Below are 15,306 nucleotides of genomic sequence, written 5' to 3'. Positions count from 1 at the left end.
GGAGCTAGCATGGCAAGCACGATCACCGCACCGACCTACGAGCCGACTTCGACCGCGGCGGCGCTGGCGGAAAAGTCCGTGACGGCACTGGACAGCAAGATCACCTCGCAGACGACGTCGACCTCGGCCACGGCCAAGGCACTGACGAGCCTGAGCTCGGCGATCTCGGCGTTCCAGACTTCGCTCGCCTCGCTCACGGGCCTGGGCAAGTCGGTGCTGGCATCCAGCGCGACCCTGTCCGACACTACCGTCGGCAGCGCCACCGCCAAGTCGCAGGCAGCCGCCGGCACCTACAGCCTGTTCGTGCAGCAGATCGCGACCGCCGGCCAGGTCTCGTACAACAACGTCACCAATGCCGCCACGCCGGGCGGCACGCTGACCGTCAAGCTGTCCGACGAGACGGCCGGCGCCACCGGCACCCCGGTCACCTTCGACGTCGACCTGTCGGCAGCGGCGGATACCGATGGCGACGGCAAGCTCAGCGTGCGCGAGCTGGCCGCCGCGATCAACAAGGCGTCCGGCAACAACGGCCAGGTCTCGGCCGGCGTCGTCACGATCGGCAACGAGACGCGCCTCGTCATGACGTCGAAGAACACCGGCGTGGCCAACACGATCTCGCTGGACGCATCGGGCGTGAGCGACGCCACGCTGCAATCGAGCCTCGGGACCCGCACGATCGTCACCGCCGCGCAGGACGCCGTCGTTCTCCTGGGCGGCAAGACCGGCACGCCGATCAAGCAGTCGTCGAACACCTTCACCAACATCGACGGCGTGTCGCTGACCGTGACGCGCGCACAGTCGAGCAGCGAGAACCCGATCACGCTGAAGGTGGCCGGCGACAGCGACGGCACCGCCAAGAACGTGCAGGCCTTCGTCGATGCCTACAACAAGCTCAAATCGTCCATCGACGCGCTGCTGGCGCCGGGCGATGCGAAGGCCGGCACGGCCGCCGGCGCCTTCGCCCACGACTCCGGCGTGCAGTCGCTGCAGAGCCAGCTGGTGTCGATCCTGCGCCCGACCGGCTCGACCTCGCTGGCCGCGTACGGCATCATCGCCAACCGCGACGGCACGCTGTCGCTGGATACGACCCGCCTGAACAAGCAGTTGAACGTCGATCCGGACGGCCTGGACAAGCTGCTCGGCTCGAGCAGCTCCAGCGCGCCGAGCGGCGCCGCCGGTGCCCTGAACACCTACCTGAACCAGTGGAGCAACAGCACCAACGGCCAGCTCAAGAGCCGCACCGAAGCCAATACCAAGGCCCAGGCCGCGATCACGGACCTGCAGGCCAAGCGCGACCAGCAATACAACTCCGCCTACGACCGCTACCTGAAGCAGTTCACCGACCTGCAAACCCTGCAGTCGACGATGCAGACCAACCTGACGATGCTCGACGCCCTGTTCGGCGACGACAAGAAATAATCCTGAGAGAACATCGATGTCCTACCAAGAAGCCTACGGCAGCTATCACGCCACCAGCCTGGACGCGCAGACCTCGCGCGCCTCGCCGGTCGAGCTGGTGCTGCTGCTCACCGACGGCCTGCTCGACGAGCTGGCCCGGGCGCGTGCCCACATCGTGGCCAAGCGCTACGAACAGCGCGCCGCTAGCATCAACAAATGCGTCGACATCATCAATGGTCTGTCCAGCTCGCTCGACTTCGATGGCGGCGGCCAGGTGGTGTCGAACCTCGCCAACTTGTACGAATTCTGCGTCGGCCACCTGCACGGCGCCGGCATCAAGCAGGATCCGGCCATGATCGACGAAGTCGTGAAGATCATGACCACGATCCGCACCGGCTGGGCCGGCGTACAGGCGCGCAATGGATAAGGAAGCGACGCGCGTGCAGGGCGACCGCCACGCCCGGCTGATGGCCATGGGCGATGCCCTGCAGGCCGCCGCCGCGCGCGCCGACTGGGACACGCTGGGCGAGCATGCGCGCGCCCTCGGTCCGGCCCTGCGTGCACTGGCCGCGCGCGGCCCGTGGAACGCGGCCGAACGATTGGTGCTGGCGCGCCTGCGCGGCCAGCACGACGCCGCCGCAGCAGCCGCCGCGACTGCCGTCCAGGAACTCGCGGCGCGCCTGGAAACGATGCGCGCCAACAAGGAAGGCTGGCTCGCCTACGCGATGCACAACGATATAGAACAAGGCGCAAGCCAGGAATGACCATGATGCTATCCAATTTCACCTCGTCCACGCCGGCAGGGCCGGCGCAGGCGGCCTCCGGCGCCCAGCCGGCTGCGGGCGCCGCGAATACGGACAGCGCGGGCAACGCCAGCACCGCCGCCGGCGCGCAGCCGCCGCAGCCGTTCACCCAGTGGCTCGGCCAGCAGGCCGGCGCCCAGGCGCTGCAGGCCGCGCTCGCCACCGCGGCCGACGCCACCACCGCCGGCGCCGCCCCCGCGGCAGCGGACGGTCACGAAGCAACGGACGACGCCGCCGACGATGCCGCCGCCCCCGCACCGGACAATGCGCTGCTGGCCGCCATGGCGATGCCGCTGATGCCGCTGCCCGCGGCCCAGGTCGCGCAGGCGCTGCAGGCCGCCCAGGGCAGCCAGGCCGGCGCCAGGGATGCCGATGCCGGCAGCGACGCTCCGGCCGCCGCAGGCAAGGATGGCGCGCGCGCCGCCCAGCCGCAGCTGGCCGCCGTGCAGGCTGCCACGACCGCGACGGCCGCGCTGGCCGCCGGCGCGCCGGCGACGCCGACGCCCGCCCCGGTCCAGCCGGCAGCGCCGCAGGCCGCCCAACAGGACGGCAGCACCGCCCTGCGCGTGGCGGTCCACGTCGATGCCGGCAATGCCGGCGGCGCCGACGCCAAGGAAGGCGGCGCCGACCACGCCGGCACGCAGGCCGCGGCCGCGCCGCTCGTGGGCGCCGCCGTCGGCGGCAGCGCGCCGACGCAGGCGGCCGCCGACACGGTCAAGCTGTCCGGCCCGCCGACCGCATGGCGCCAGAGCCTGCAGGAAGCGCTGGGCGAACGCCTGAACGTCCAGGTCGGCAAGAACGTCGAGCAGGCCGTGATCCGCCTCGAGCCGCCGCAGCTGGGCCGCATCGACATCGCGATCCGCCACAGCGCCGGCACGCTCGAGGTCAACATCTCGGCCTCCAACGGCGAGGTGCTGCGCCAGCTGCAGACCGTCAGCGACAACCTGCGCAGCGACCTGTCTCAGCGCCAGTACACCGAGGTCGCCGTGACGGTGACGCCGGCGCCGAAGAACGGTGCCGCCCCGTTCGGCGATCCGCAGCAACAGGGCCGCGGCCGCCAGCAGGGCCGCGACCAGGATGACACCGCCCCCGGCCGCGCCCTGGCCGAGGCCAGCACCAACGCCTCCGCCTTCACGCTGGGCGGACGCGATTCATGACACGGGCCCCATCCCGTCCTATCCAACTAGGCTCGATGAGTAATTAAAGATGAACAGCAAAGTCAAGATGATGGTCGCCATTGCCGGTGCCGTGGTCGTCAGCGCCGCCGGCGCCGGTGGCGCGGTCTGGTGGTTCATGCCCAAGCCGGCCGCGGCAGCGGGCTCCGCCAAGAAGGTGGAAGAAGAAAAGCCGAAGGAAGGCAAGCCGCTCAAGTACGTCACCCTGGAAAAGGTGATCGTGATGCTGCGCCGCGGCCCGAACGACGCCGACACGCACTACCTGTCGACCGACCTCGTGCTGGCCGCCGATCCCGCCAAGGAAAAGGAAACCAAGGAAAACCTGCCGCTGCTGCGCAGCCTGGCCGTGCGTACCCTGTCGTCCTACTCCATGGCCGAGGCTTCCGCCATGACGGTCGAACAGTACGCCGAGGCGCTGAACAAGTCCTTCGACGCCGGCTACGAGCACGAGCACACCGAGAAACCGTTCGCACAAGTCATGATCGGCAAGCTGATCATCGAATGACGATACCGACCAGCGGGGAATGACGTGGCCTACATGACCGACTACGCCGACAGCTACGCCAGCAGCGAATACGCCGATGCCGCCCTCCACGCGGGCATGAGCGAAAAGGAAGAGCAGCGCCACCTGCTCGCCTATGCGCCGCTGGTCAAGCGCATCGCGCGCCAGCTCAATTCGCAGGCGTCGGGCGCCATGGGACGCGAGGACATGGAACAGATCGGGCTGATGGGCCTGCTGGAGGCGCTGCGCCGCTACGGCACGCCAGACGCCGGCTTTTCCAGCTACGCCTCGCTGCGCCTGCGCGGCGCCATCCTCGACGAATTGCGGCGCCAGGACTGGCGTCCGCGCGCCGTGCGCCAGGACAGCCACAAGCTGCGCGACGCCGTGCGCGCGCTCACGCGCCGCCTGGGCCGCGAGCCGAACGACAAGGAGGCCGCCGAGGCGCTTGGCCTGTCGCAGGAAGAATGGCGCCAGTTCCTGCTCGACGACGTCGCCGAAGAGATGCTCAGCTTCGACGAAGTGCTGCAGGAAGCGACCGAGCAGGAACACAGCGCCCCCGGCCCGGAACAGCAGTTCATGGTGCGCCGCAGCCTCGAACAGGCGCTCGGCGCCCTGAACGAAAAAGAGCAGCGCGTGATCCAGATGATCTACGAGTTCGAGCTCAGCTACAAGGAAATCGCCGCCGTGCTGGACCTGTCGGACGCCCGCGTCTGCCAGCTCAACAAGAGCGCGCTGACCAAGATGAAAGCCGCGCTGGCCCAGGCCTGACCGCGTCCACAAAGAAAAAGAGAGAGGTAACAATCATGCAAATCCTTGGCATCCTGATCGTGCTCGGCGCCGTGTTCGGCGGCTTCGCACTGATGGGCGGCACCTTCGGCGCGATCTGGCATCCGACCGAGCTGGTCGTCATCGGCGGCGCCGCCCTCGGCGCCCTCGTGCTGGCCAACCCCAAGCACGTGCTGGCCGAACTGCTGGTGCAGATGAAGAAGATCGCCGGCAAGCACAAGCACGACTCGGAATTCCAGCGCCAGCTGCTGCTGCTGATGTACGAACTGCTGCAGACGGCCGCCGGCGGCCTGAAGGCCCTGGACGCCCACGTCGAAGCGCCCAAGGAAAGCCCCATGTTCCAGCGCTATCCGCTGATCCTCGAAGAACCGAAGCTGCTGGCCTTCATCGTCGACAACTTCCGCCTCATGGCCATGGGCAAGATCAACGCCCACGAGCTGGAAGGCGTGCTCGAGCAGGAACTGGAAGCCATCCACGAGGAACTCTCGCAGCCGGCCAAGTCGCTGCACAAGGTGGCCGAGGCGATGCCGGGCTTCGGCATCCTGGCCGCCGTGCTGGGCATCGTGCTGACCATGAACTCGGTCGGCGAAGGCGCCGACACCGCCGAGATCGCCGAGCGCATCGGCGCCGCGATGGTGGGCACCTTCATCGGCATCTTCTTCTGCTACGGCGTGCTGGACCCGATCTCGGGCATGATGAAGCAGCTGGTCAATTCGGAAGCGTCGACCATGGAAACCGTCAAGGTGGTGCTGTGCACCCACGTGGCCGGCAAGCCGCCCCTGCTGGCGATCGACGCCGGCCGGCGCCTGATCCAGCTGAACACGAAGCCCAGCTTCGCCCAGCTGGAAGCCTGGATCAATGCGATGGCCGACGGCGACGACGCCGGTGCGGCCAAGCGCAAGGCTTAAGCGGAGCGCGCAGTGCAAGCGAACAAGAAGGGCGACAAGCACCACGAGGAAACCATCGTCAAGCGTGGCGGCGGCAAGCACCACGACGACGAGCACGGCGGCGCCTGGAAGGTGGCGTTCGCCGACTTCTGCATGGCGCTGATGGCGCTGTTCCTCGTGCTGTGGCTGATCGCCTCGCGCGACGCCCAGCAGGCCAAGAAGATCGTGCGCGACAACATGGCCAACGGCATGCTGGAATCCACCGGCCGCAAGCCGGAACTGGCGACCAACCCGGCCGGCAGCCTGATCGAGCGCTTCCAGATGCCGCGCAGCGACGGCGGCGCCAAGGGCCCGAACGCCGGCGCCCAGACGGCGGCGCGCACCCGCTACGAATCCGCGTCGGAACTGGCGGCGCTGGCCCATGCGCTGCAAAAGATGAGCGCCGATGCCGGCCTGGCATCGAATCTTGCCACGGTGGTCACGCCGACCGGCTTGCGCGTCATGCTGCACGACACGGACCGCCAGGGCATGTTCGTGCGCGGCAGCCCGCTGCCGACCGACAAGTTCGCCAAACTGTTGCGTGCGATGGCGCCATTGTTCGAAAAAATGGAAAATCAGATGTTGATTGTGGGCCACACTGATTCCTTGCAGTACACTTATAAGGGTCCGACGGGCTATTCCAACTGGAGCCTGTCGGCCAACCGTGCCCTGGCCGCGCGCGGGGAACTGCTGAGCGGCGGCATGCGCAGCGAAAGCGTGCTGCAGCTGGTCGGCATGGCCGACCAGGCGCCCATCGATCCGGACCACGCGGATGCCGCCATCAACCGCCGCATCGAACTCATGATCCTGACCAGCGGCCAGGCCGCCAGCATCAAGAGCATGTTCGGCCCGCCGGCCGCGACCGACACGTTGACCAAGGACGTGGCGATCTCGAAACCGGGCGAACAGGCGCTGCAGGAATTGCGCGGCCAACTGGCGAACAAACCATGACGATCCAATCGAAATCCCGAGGACAGCGCATGAAGATCACAGGCGTATCCACTCCTTCCATCCAGCTCAATCCGCAGACGGGCGGCGCGTCCGCTCCCGCTGCCGTCCCGGCCGCCGCCACTGACGCCGTGCTGGAATCGAGCGTGCTCAAACCGGCCCAGGCCGCGCTGGCCGCCCTGCCCGACTTCGACGCCGCCCGCGTGGCCGAGCTGCGCGACGCGCTCGCCAAGGGCGAGCTGCCGTTCGACGCGGGCCGCCTGGCCGGCGCGATCCAGCGTTTCCACGGCAGCAAGGGCTGACGGCATGAGCGCAACCCGCATGACCCGCGACCAGGCCGTCGCCCGCCTGCTGGACGGCATCCAGGGCGACATCGCCGCCTGCGGCGCCATCCGCGAGCTGCTCGAACGCCAGTTCCAAGCCGCCCTGCGCCGCCGCAGCGCCGAGCTGGCCGAGCTGGCCGGGCAGCTGATGCCGCAGCTGGACGCGATGGAAGGACGCCGCAAGCAGCGCGTGCAGCTCGTGCGCGCCCTGCTCGGCCCGCAAGCCACGATGGGCGAGCTGTTCGCCCAGCTCGACGCGGCCCGCCGCGACGCCGCCGCGCACGCCTGGACCCAGCTCGAAGCGCTGGTGCGCGATTGCAAGGAAGCCACGCTGCGCAACGGCAGCCTGATGGCGGAGCAGCACGGCGTCATGCAGCGCGTGCTGTACGGCGAGGAGGCCACCTATGCGCCACGCTGAATTCGGCTCCGCGATTCCCTCCCTGCCCCCGACCGCGGCCACGCAGGCCACGGCGCCGCTGTCCAATGGCGGCAACGCATCGGCGAAATTCGGCGGCATCTTCAACGAGGTGCAGGGCGAAGTCGCCACCTTCATCCGGCAAGGAAGCGACGACGGCTTTGCCAGCAGCGCCAGCCTGTCGGCCGAGGGCCGCATCTGGGCCGCGCGCAGCCAGCAGGCCGCCGGCGCGGCCGGCGTCGTCGGCGTGGACGGCAATAGCGATGGTACGGCCTCGCCCGACCAGCAGGCCTTCCTGGATAGCATCGCCCCATGGGCGCGCGAGGCGGCCGACCGGCTGGGCGTGGCGCCGGAGCTGGTGTCGGCCCACGCCGCGCTGGAATCCGGCTGGGGCCAGCGCCCGCTGCGCAACAGCGACGGCAGCTCGACCTACAACCTGTTCGGCATCAAGGCAGGCGCCACCTGGAACGGCGACGTGGCCGAATCGCGCACCACCGAATACGTGGGCGGCGCGGCCGTCAAGACCAGCGCGCGTTTCCGCGCCTATCCGGACCAGGCCAGCGCCTTCCGCGACTATGCGCGCATGCTGACCGATAACCCGCGTTTCCGCGGCGCGCTGGGCGCCGGCAGCGACGCCCAGGCCTTCGCGGGCGCGCTGGCCAAGGGCGGCTACGCAACGGATCCGTCGTATGCCGCCAAGCTCGCACGCCTGGCGGGAAAATTGCAGGGCATCAGCGGTTGACCGCTGAATCGATGGGCTCGACTTCTCCCGGCCCGGCCACGCGCATGCGCACGACCTGCCCGCTATTGGCATTGCGCACGCGGATCGCGGCGCCCCTGGCGCCCGCGTCGAGCGCCTCGCCGGCCGTGCTGACTTCGATGCCGTCGCGCCGCGCCGTCATGACGACGGCATCGCCGCGCTTGACGAGGACGGGGCTGGACAGCTGGCCGCTGCGCAATATGTCTCCTGGACGCAACATGCGACGTGACATTTGTCCGACCGCATCCTCAGGAGTCGTGATCGGATCGGCAACGTTCGAGATGTCGCGGCGCTCGAGCGTGACTTGTGCATCGGTCAACGCTTCGTTGGGCGCGACCGGCGCGGCGGCCACCGCCACCATCGCCGAGACGCGCGCGCGGACGACGTATTCGAGCCGCCAGCCGGGTGTGTCGTTGCAGCGCGCCAGGAAGCGCATCCGCTGGGGAGAACGGGTATCCAGCGTCTCGACGACGACGTCCCGGGCGCACGGCGGCGCCGCGCGCCGGGTCACGACGGCGACGTCGAACTGCGGTTCGGTCAGGCCGGACGCCGCCATCTGCCGCTCCAGTTCGGCGCGCGCGGCTTGTTCGATTTGCATCGGAACGGCGGGTTGAGCGGCGTGCGCGGACGCAAAAAACAGCGTCAGTATCGAAACGACAAGGGTTGCCTTATGGAAAGCAATCATTAGAGAATAGCGGCTGACAAAAGCCAGATTCTAACCAATCCATTGCCGGGTGCAATTTCAGCCCGGTGGTCCACACGACGGAGGTCCTGCAATGACGATCAATTTCAAGGAGGCGCTCGGGGTCCATGCCGATACGCTCGCCCTGCGCGCCGAACGCACGAAAGTGCTGGCGGCGAACATCGCGAACGAAAGCACCCCCGGCTACACGGCCCGTGACGTCGACTTCGGCGCCATGCTGCAGGAACGCGTCGACAGCGAGAACGGCGAACTGAGCCTGGGCGACGGCGAAGCGCTGTACCGCGTGCCATTCCACCCGAGCGCCGACGGCAATACCGTCGAGATCGGCGTCGAGCAGGCCGCCTTTTCGCAGAACGCATCGGACTTCCAGACCAGTCTGACCTTCATCAACATGCAGTTGCGCGGCCTGGCGAAAGCCATCAACGGCCAGTAACGCGCCCCTACCGGTAAGGCATAGCAATGGGTTTCAAGGATATTTCCCAGATCGCCGGTTCGGCGATGACGGCGCAATCGGTGCGCCTGAACACGATCGCCAGCAACCTGGCCAACGCCAACGCGTCGGCCGGCTCCGAGGCCGAAGCCTACCGCGCGCGCAAGCCCGTGTTCTCGACCCTCATGGGCGGCAACAACGGCGGCGCCGTGCAGGTGCTGGACGTCGTCGAGAGCGCCGAGCCGCTGCGCCGCGCGCACGAGCCGGACAATCCCAAGGCCGACGCCGACGGCATGGTGTACTACACCAACGTCAACGAAGTGGCCGAGATGGCCGACATGATGACCGCGTCGCGCGCCTTCGAGACCAATGTCGAGGTACTGGGCCGCATCAAATCCATGCAGCAGTCGCTGCTCAAGCTGGGAGACAACTGATGACGGCCACGACGTCCGCCACCAATAGCCAGTTCGGCAACGGCGCCTCCGCCAATGCCAAGGTCGCGACCCAGGCTTCCACCGATGCCAACCGCGACATGTTCACCAAGCTGCTGGTCGCGCAGATCCAGAACCAGGATCCGCTGTCGCCGCAGGACCCGACCGAATACGTGAACCAGCTGTCGCAGCTGTCGCAGACGGAGGCGCTGCAGGACCTGTCCAAGCTCACCAGCGCCAACGCCAGCGTGCTGGCCAGCCTGCAGACGCTGGCGCTGGGCGGCCAGGTGGGTTCCGACGTGTCCGTCGTGACCGACACCATCAAGCTGGACGGCAACAAGGTCTCCGGCATCGTCAACCTGAACGGCCTGAGCACCGGCACCGGCCTGGTGCTGACCGGCAGCGACGGCAAGCAGACCACGATCGACCTGGGCACCCATGCATCCGGCGCGCAGGCATTCACGATCGACCCGGACGCACTCGGCCTGGCGCCGGGCACCTACAAGATCGCGGCCAAGCCGTCGGACGGCAGCTCGCCCACGATCGAAGTGTCGGCGCGCCTGAACAGCGTGCGCGTGACCAACGGCGGCGTCGTGCTGCAGGTGTCCAACCTGGGCGACGTCGATCCCGCGTACGTTACCGCTTTCAACGGCAAGACGGGCTCGTAAGCCCCCTCCTCTACCGCTCCAGAGAACATTAAGGAATCGACATGAGCTTCGACATCGCACTGTCCGGCATCCAGGCCATCAACGAACAACTGACCACGGTCTCGAACAACATCGCCAACGCGGCCACCTACGGCTTCAAGAGCAGCCGCGCCAACTTCTCGTCCGTGTACGCCGGCACCAAGGCCAACGGCGTGGAGATCGGCTCGATCACCCAGAGCATCGCCCAGAACGGTTCCGCCGTCACCACCGGCCGCGCGCTCGACGCCGCCATCGACGGCCGCGGCTTCTTCGTCAGCCGCGACCTGCAGGGCGGCCTGACCTACAGCCGCGTGGGCATCTTCTCGGCCGACGTGCAGGGCTACCTGATCGACAGCAACGGCAAGCGCGTGCAGGGCTACGGCCCCACCACGGCGGGCAGCGCGCTGGGCGCCATGGGCGACGTCAAGATCCCGACCGGGCAGATCGAGGCGAAGGAAACCACGAGCATCGACTACGTCGGCAATATGTCGGCGGACTGGGCCACGAAGACCGTCGCCGGCTTCAAGGCGAACGATCCCTCGACCTACAACCAGGTCAAGCAATCCCTCGTGTACGACTCGCTGGGTGCCCAGCACACGTTGTCGCAGTACTTCGTCAAGACCGGTGACAATACGGTCAGCGTGTTCTACGCGTTCGACAAGGGCACGCCGGGAACCGCCGCGAATGCGACGCTGACGTTCGACAGCAAGGGCAAGCTGACCGGTACCGCGAACACCGGCACGCTCACGTTCCCGGCCGCCGCCGGCGCCGCCTCCGGCTCCGTCACCATCAGCTATGCCGGCAGCACCCTGTACGCCGGCGACGCCACCACCACCACCAACCGCAGCGACGGCTACGCCTCGGGCGCCTTCATCGGCGTCGAGCTGGCATCGGACGGCTCGCTGGTGGCCAAGTACAGCAACGACCAGTCGCAGGTGGTCGGCACGCTGGCCATCGCCACCTTCCCGAACGAAGGCGCGCTGACCGCCACCAGCGACACCAGCTGGACCGCCAACGCCAACTCGGGCGACCCGCTGTACAACACCCCGGGCGTGGGCCTGTCGGGCAAGCTGACCACCGGCACGCTGGAAGGCTCGAACGTCGACATCACCTCGGAACTGGTCGGCCTGATGACCTCGCAGCGCAACTACCAGGCCAACTCGAAGGTCCTGACCACCGAGAACCAGATGATGCAGGCCCTGATGCAGGCCCTGTAAGACACCGAGCGACCATGGACAAACTGATCTTCACCGCCGCCTCCGGCGCCGCGCACCTGATGCGCGCGCAGCAGGTGCACGCCAACAACCTGGCGAACATGGATACCGCCGGCTACCGCGCCAGCATGGAAACGGCCGGCAATGCCCAGCTGGGCGGCTACGGCTACGACGACGTGCACATGGCCACCACCCAGGCCGACACCATCTCGACCCGCGCCGGCAGCGTGCGCGAGACGGGACGCGCGCTCGACGTGGCCATCGGCGGCCAGGGCTACCTCGCCGTGCAGTACGGCGACGGCGAAGCCTATACCCGTTCGGGCGAGATCGCGATCGGTCCCGACGGCGAACTGTCCGTGCACGGCCACGCCCTGTTGGGCGAAGGCGGCCCGATCGTGCTGCCGCAGCACACCGCCGTGGAGATCGCCACCGACGGCACCGTCTCGATCCTGACCGAGGGCGCCACCGAGATGCAGACGGTCGACCGCCTGCGCCTGGTGAATGCCGAAGGCACGGAACTGACCAAGAACGAGGCCGGCCTGATCGTCTCGCGCGACGGCGCCGACCTGGCGGCCGACCCGAACGTCAAGGTGCGCCCGCGCGCCCTCGAAGGCAGCAATGTCTCGGCGGTCGAGGAAATGGTCGCCACCATGAGCCTGAACCGCAGCTTCGAGATCCAGATGAAGCTGTTCCAGGCCAGTGACAAGATGAACGAAACGGGCAACCGCCTGATCGGCGCGTGATCGGCGCCTGAGCGCCCGCCACCGACAAGATAGAGAGGACATATCATGAATCCAGCAATGTGGATCAGCAAGACCGGCGTGCAGGCCCAGGATGCGAAGCTGCAGGCCATCGCCAACAACCTGGCCAACGTGAACACCGTCGGCTTCAAGCGCGACCGCGTCATGTTCGAGGACCTGTTCTACCAGGTCGACAAGCAGCCGGGCGCCCAGACCGCCGACAACACGGTCAGCAACGGCACCCAGCTGGGCAACGGCACGCACATCGTCGGCACCCAGAAGGTGTTCACCAACGGCAGCCTGCAGACCACCAGCCAGCCGCTCGACGTCGCCATCTCCGGTAGCGGTTTCCTGCAGGTGCTGCGTCCCGACGGCCAGCCGGCCTATACCCGCGCCGGCCAGCTGCAAGTCAACCAGAACGGCGTGCTGACCAATGCCCAGGGCCTGCCCCTGGTGCCGCAGATCACCGTCCCGAACAACGCGACGGCACTGACCATCGGCGAGAACGGCATGGTCAGCGCGACCGTCCCGGGCACCACCGCGCCGACCGAACTGGGCCAGCTGACGCTGACCACCTTCGTGAACCCGGCCGGCCTGCAGGCGCTGGGCGAGAACCTGTTCTCGGAAACGGGCGCCAGCGGCGCCCCGAACGAAGGCGTGCCGGGCACCGGCGCGTTCGGCAAGCTGAAACAGGGCGCGCTGGAAGGCTCGAACGTGCAGGTGGTCGAGGAGATGGTCGACATGATCGCGGCCCAGCGCACCTACGAGATGAACACCAAGGTGCTGTCCGCGGCCGACAACATGCTGCAGTACCTGTCGCAGGCGGCGCGCTGATCATGATCCGCTTCGCCACCGCCGGCCTGCTCGCCGCGGCCGCCCTGCTGACCGGCTGCGCCTCGAACGTGCCGCTGCAGGCCCCTGCCGCCGACCCGTTCGACCTGCCGCAGGCGCAGGTGGCGCGGCGCGGCGTGTCGGGCGGCGTGTTCAGCGCCGATACCGTGTCGCTGACCTCGGACGCGCGCGCATTCCGCGTGGGCGACGTCGTCACGGTGATCCTGCAGGAGACCACGCAGGCCAGCAAGAAGGCCGGCACCAGCTTCAGCAAGGGCTCGACGGTCGCCGTCGATCCGCTCGCCGCACTCGGCAAGACCTATCCCAAGACCGCCATCGGCATCAACGCCGACCGCAGCTTCCAGGGCGACGCCACCAGCACCCAGCAGAACGCGCTGTCCGGCGCCGTGACCGTGATCGTGCAGGAAGTGATGGCCAACGGCCTGCTGCGCGTGGCCGGCGAAAAGCGCCTGCAGCTGAACCAGGGCGAGGAATTCCTGCGCCTGAAAGGCTACCTGCGCCCGGCCGACATCGACAGCGACAACCAGGTGTCCTCGCTGCGCGTGGCCAACGCGCGCATCGCCTACTCCGGCCAGGGCACGCTGGCCGACGCCAATTCCCCGGGCTGGCTGACGCGCTTCTTCACCGGCCCCCTGATGCCGTTCTAAAGGACGACACGATGCGATCCTTCTCCACCGTTCCGCTGCTGCGGATCGTTTCCATTGGCCTGGCGCTGTGCGCCGTCGCCAGCCTGCCGGCCGCCGCGGCGCCCGCCGTCAAGTCGGCCGCCAGCGCCGCCGCCCAGCCGATGACCCGCACCCAGCCGCTGCGCAACCTCGCCAGCGTCGAAGGCGTGCGCGAAAACCCGCTGGTCGGCTACGGCCTGGTGGTGGGCCTGAACGGCAGCGGCGACTCGACCCAGGTGAAGTATTCGAGCCAGTCGGTGGTCAACCTGCTCAAGCAGTTCGGCGTCAAGATGCCGGACGGGCAGGATGCCAAGAACAAGAACGTGGCCGCCGTCATGGTCTCGGCCGTGTTCCCGCCCGGCTACCGCCGCGGCCAGCAGATCGACGTCACCGTCTCGTCGCTGGGCGACGCCAAGAGCCTGCGTGGCGGCACCCTGCTGCTGACGCAGCTGCGCGCGGCCGACAACGAAGTCTATGCGCTCGCCCAGGGCAATCTGGTGGTCGGCGGCCTGTCGGCTTCCGGCAAGAGCGGCTCCTCGGTGACGGTGAACACGCCGACCGGCGGCCGGATCCCCAACGGCGCCCAGATCGAGCGCGAGATCCCGACCGACTTCGCCACCCGCGCCCACGTTCTGCTGCAGCTGCGCCATCCGAACTTCGACACCGCCACCAACGTCGTCGAGGCGATCAACCGCCGCTACGGCCCGATCGCCACGACCGCCGACGGCAGCAGCATCGAGGTGGTCGCCCCGACCAACCCGACCGAGCGCGTGGCCTTCGTCGCGCGCCTGGAAAACATGCCTGTCGAAGCAGGCGCGGAAACGCCCCGGGTCGTGTTCAATTCGCGCACCGGCACCGTGGTGATCTCGGACGGCCTGCGCGTGCGCTCGGCCGCCGTCACCCATGGCGCGCTCAAGGTCGTGATCTCGGAAAGCTCGGCGGTGAGCCAGCCCGGCCCGCTGTCGCGCGGCCAGACCGCCGTCACCCCGCAGTCGAAGGTCCAGGTGGATCAGGGCTCCGGCCAGATGTTCCATTGGCCGCCGGGCGCGCGCCTGCAGACCATCATCGACGTGGTCAACAGCCTGGGCGCCTCGCCCGACGACATCATGGCGATCCTGCAAGCCCTCGACCAGGCCGGCGCGATCGAAGGCGAACTGGTGGTGATCTGATGGACGACAAGCTCAATCCGCTGGCCGCCCGGGCCATCCCCCTCGATACGGGCAAGGACGCGCAGGTGGCCCCCGCCGCCGACGGCGCGCCCGATCCGGCCTACGTGGCCAAGGCGACCAAGGTCGCCGTCGAATTCGAGAGCTTCTTCATCTCGCACATGCTGCACCAGATGCGCGAGAGCGCCCGCACGCTGGCGCCGGAAGACAGCCCGACGCGCGACCGCGTCAACCAGGACATGACGGACATGGTCGACAACATGTTGGCCGGGAATATCGCCAACCAGCGCGCGTTCGGCGTCGCCGACGCGATTTTGAAGCAGTTGTTGCCGGCGCCACTTAATAAGATGCCATAAACGGTCGCCTGTAACTACTGAACACGT

At 68.1% G+C, this 15,306-nt stretch carries 21 protein-coding genes; 20 read left to right on the top strand and 1 reads right to left on the bottom strand.

The annotated features are described in order from the left end of the window. Positions 1-9: 9 nt before the first annotated feature. The 11 genes from fliD to ACI1V7_RS10985 are packed head-to-tail and all read left to right on the top strand — an operon-like array spanning position 10 to position 8,018. Positions 10-1,419: a flagellar filament capping protein FliD gene (fliD, locus tag ACI1V7_RS11035; RefSeq protein ID WP_404531807.1), complete on the top strand. Its 1,410-nt coding sequence runs from the start codon at positions 10-12 to the stop codon at positions 1,417-1,419. A gap of 16 nt (positions 1,420-1,435) precedes the next feature. Then, positions 1,436-1,825 (top strand): flagellar export chaperone FliS, encoded by a 390-nt coding sequence (gene fliS, locus ACI1V7_RS11030; RefSeq protein ID WP_404531806.1) that lies wholly within the window; start codon positions 1,436-1,438, stop codon positions 1,823-1,825. Next, complete coding sequence (locus ACI1V7_RS11025; RefSeq protein WP_404531805.1) at positions 1,818-2,162, top strand: hypothetical protein; 345 nt, start codon at positions 1,818-1,820, stop codon at positions 2,160-2,162. Before fliS ends, ACI1V7_RS11025 begins: the two co-directional genes overlap by 8 nt. Positions 2,163-2,164: 2 nt before the next feature. Continuing rightward, entirely contained in the window at positions 2,165-3,358 is a 1,194-nt protein-coding gene (locus ACI1V7_RS11020; protein WP_404531804.1) for a flagellar hook-length control protein FliK, read from the top strand. A gap of 49 nt (positions 3,359-3,407) precedes the next feature. Continuing rightward, positions 3,408-3,881, top strand: coding sequence for a flagellar basal body-associated FliL family protein (locus tag ACI1V7_RS11015; protein ID WP_404531803.1), 474 nt, complete (start codon positions 3,408-3,410; stop codon positions 3,879-3,881). A 33-nt stretch (positions 3,882-3,914) separates the two neighbouring features. After that, positions 3,915-4,646, top strand: a complete 732-nt coding sequence (locus tag ACI1V7_RS11010) for a FliA/WhiG family RNA polymerase sigma factor (RefSeq protein WP_404531802.1) — start codon at positions 3,915-3,917, stop codon at positions 4,644-4,646. A gap of 32 nt (positions 4,647-4,678) precedes the next feature. Next, positions 4,679-5,572 carry a flagellar motor stator protein MotA gene (gene motA, locus ACI1V7_RS11005; RefSeq protein ID WP_404532513.1) on the top strand — a complete coding sequence of 298 codons (894 nt, stop codon included), beginning with the start codon at positions 4,679-4,681 and terminating at the stop codon, positions 5,570-5,572. Between the two features lie 12 nt (positions 5,573-5,584). After that, positions 5,585-6,541, top strand: coding sequence for a flagellar motor protein MotB (locus ACI1V7_RS11000; protein WP_404531801.1), 957 nt, complete (start codon positions 5,585-5,587; stop codon positions 6,539-6,541). Between the two features lie 29 nt (positions 6,542-6,570). After that, positions 6,571-6,840 carry a flagellar biosynthesis anti-sigma factor FlgM gene (gene flgM / locus ACI1V7_RS10995; protein WP_404531800.1) on the top strand — a complete coding sequence of 90 codons (270 nt, stop codon included), beginning with the start codon at positions 6,571-6,573 and terminating at the stop codon, positions 6,838-6,840. 4 nt (positions 6,841-6,844) lie between these two features. After that, positions 6,845-7,279: a flagellar export chaperone FlgN gene (gene flgN, locus ACI1V7_RS10990; protein WP_404531799.1), complete on the top strand. Its 435-nt coding sequence runs from the start codon at positions 6,845-6,847 to the stop codon at positions 7,277-7,279. After that, positions 7,266-8,018: a glucosaminidase domain-containing protein gene (locus ACI1V7_RS10985; RefSeq protein ID WP_404531798.1), complete on the top strand. Its 753-nt coding sequence runs from the start codon at positions 7,266-7,268 to the stop codon at positions 8,016-8,018. The genes flgN and ACI1V7_RS10985 overlap by 14 nt, the downstream gene beginning before the upstream one ends. On the opposite strand, the gene flgA is transcribed toward ACI1V7_RS10985, so the two are convergent. After that, entirely contained in the window at positions 8,008-8,634 is a 627-nt protein-coding gene (flgA, locus tag ACI1V7_RS10980) for a flagellar basal body P-ring formation chaperone FlgA (RefSeq protein WP_404531797.1), read from the bottom strand. The two genes, ACI1V7_RS10985 and flgA, sit on opposite strands and share 11 nt — an antisense overlap. Positions 8,635-8,812: 178 nt before the next feature. Between flgA and flgB the strand changes: the two genes are divergently transcribed. From flgB to ACI1V7_RS10935, 9 genes are all read left to right on the top strand, one after another. Continuing rightward, positions 8,813-9,172 (top strand): flagellar basal body rod protein FlgB, encoded by a 360-nt coding sequence (gene flgB / locus ACI1V7_RS10975; RefSeq protein ID WP_404531796.1) that lies wholly within the window; start codon positions 8,813-8,815, stop codon positions 9,170-9,172. A gap of 26 nt (positions 9,173-9,198) precedes the next feature. Further along, a complete protein-coding gene (gene flgC, locus ACI1V7_RS10970) occupies positions 9,199-9,603 on the top strand; it encodes a flagellar basal body rod protein FlgC (RefSeq protein ID WP_404531795.1) in 405 nt (134 codons plus the stop codon). Continuing rightward, complete coding sequence (locus ACI1V7_RS10965; RefSeq protein ID WP_404531794.1) at positions 9,603-10,268, top strand: flagellar hook capping FlgD N-terminal domain-containing protein; 666 nt, start codon at positions 9,603-9,605, stop codon at positions 10,266-10,268. The genes flgC and ACI1V7_RS10965 overlap by 1 nt, the downstream gene beginning before the upstream one ends. 41 nt (positions 10,269-10,309) lie before the next feature. Then, entirely contained in the window at positions 10,310-11,503 is a 1,194-nt protein-coding gene (locus tag ACI1V7_RS10960) for a flagellar hook protein FlgE (RefSeq protein ID WP_404531793.1), read from the top strand. A gap of 14 nt (positions 11,504-11,517) precedes the next feature. Beyond that, a complete protein-coding gene (locus tag ACI1V7_RS10955; RefSeq protein ID WP_404531792.1) occupies positions 11,518-12,243 on the top strand; it encodes a flagellar basal body rod protein FlgF in 726 nt (241 codons plus the stop codon). A 45-nt stretch (positions 12,244-12,288) separates the two neighbouring features. Next, complete coding sequence (gene flgG, locus ACI1V7_RS10950; protein WP_404531791.1) at positions 12,289-13,074, top strand: flagellar basal-body rod protein FlgG; 786 nt, start codon at positions 12,289-12,291, stop codon at positions 13,072-13,074. Between the two features lie 2 nt (positions 13,075-13,076). Then, on the top strand, positions 13,077-13,739 hold the full coding sequence (gene flgH / locus ACI1V7_RS10945; RefSeq protein WP_404531790.1) for a flagellar basal body L-ring protein FlgH: 663 nt from the start codon (positions 13,077-13,079) through the stop codon (positions 13,737-13,739). A gap of 140 nt (positions 13,740-13,879) precedes the next feature. Next, positions 13,880-14,926, top strand: a complete 1,047-nt coding sequence (locus tag ACI1V7_RS10940) for a flagellar basal body P-ring protein FlgI (RefSeq protein ID WP_404532512.1) — start codon at positions 13,880-13,882, stop codon at positions 14,924-14,926. Further along, positions 14,926-15,279: a rod-binding protein gene (locus tag ACI1V7_RS10935; protein WP_404531788.1), complete on the top strand. Its 354-nt coding sequence runs from the start codon at positions 14,926-14,928 to the stop codon at positions 15,277-15,279. The genes ACI1V7_RS10940 and ACI1V7_RS10935 overlap by 1 nt, the downstream gene beginning before the upstream one ends. Positions 15,280-15,306 lie beyond the last annotated feature (27 nt).

Source organism: Massilia paldalensis (assembly GCF_044901715.1).
Classification (GTDB): domain Bacteria; phylum Pseudomonadota; class Gammaproteobacteria; order Burkholderiales; family Burkholderiaceae_D; genus Telluria; species Telluria paldalensis.
This window is presented reverse-complemented; position numbering and strand designations above follow the sequence as displayed.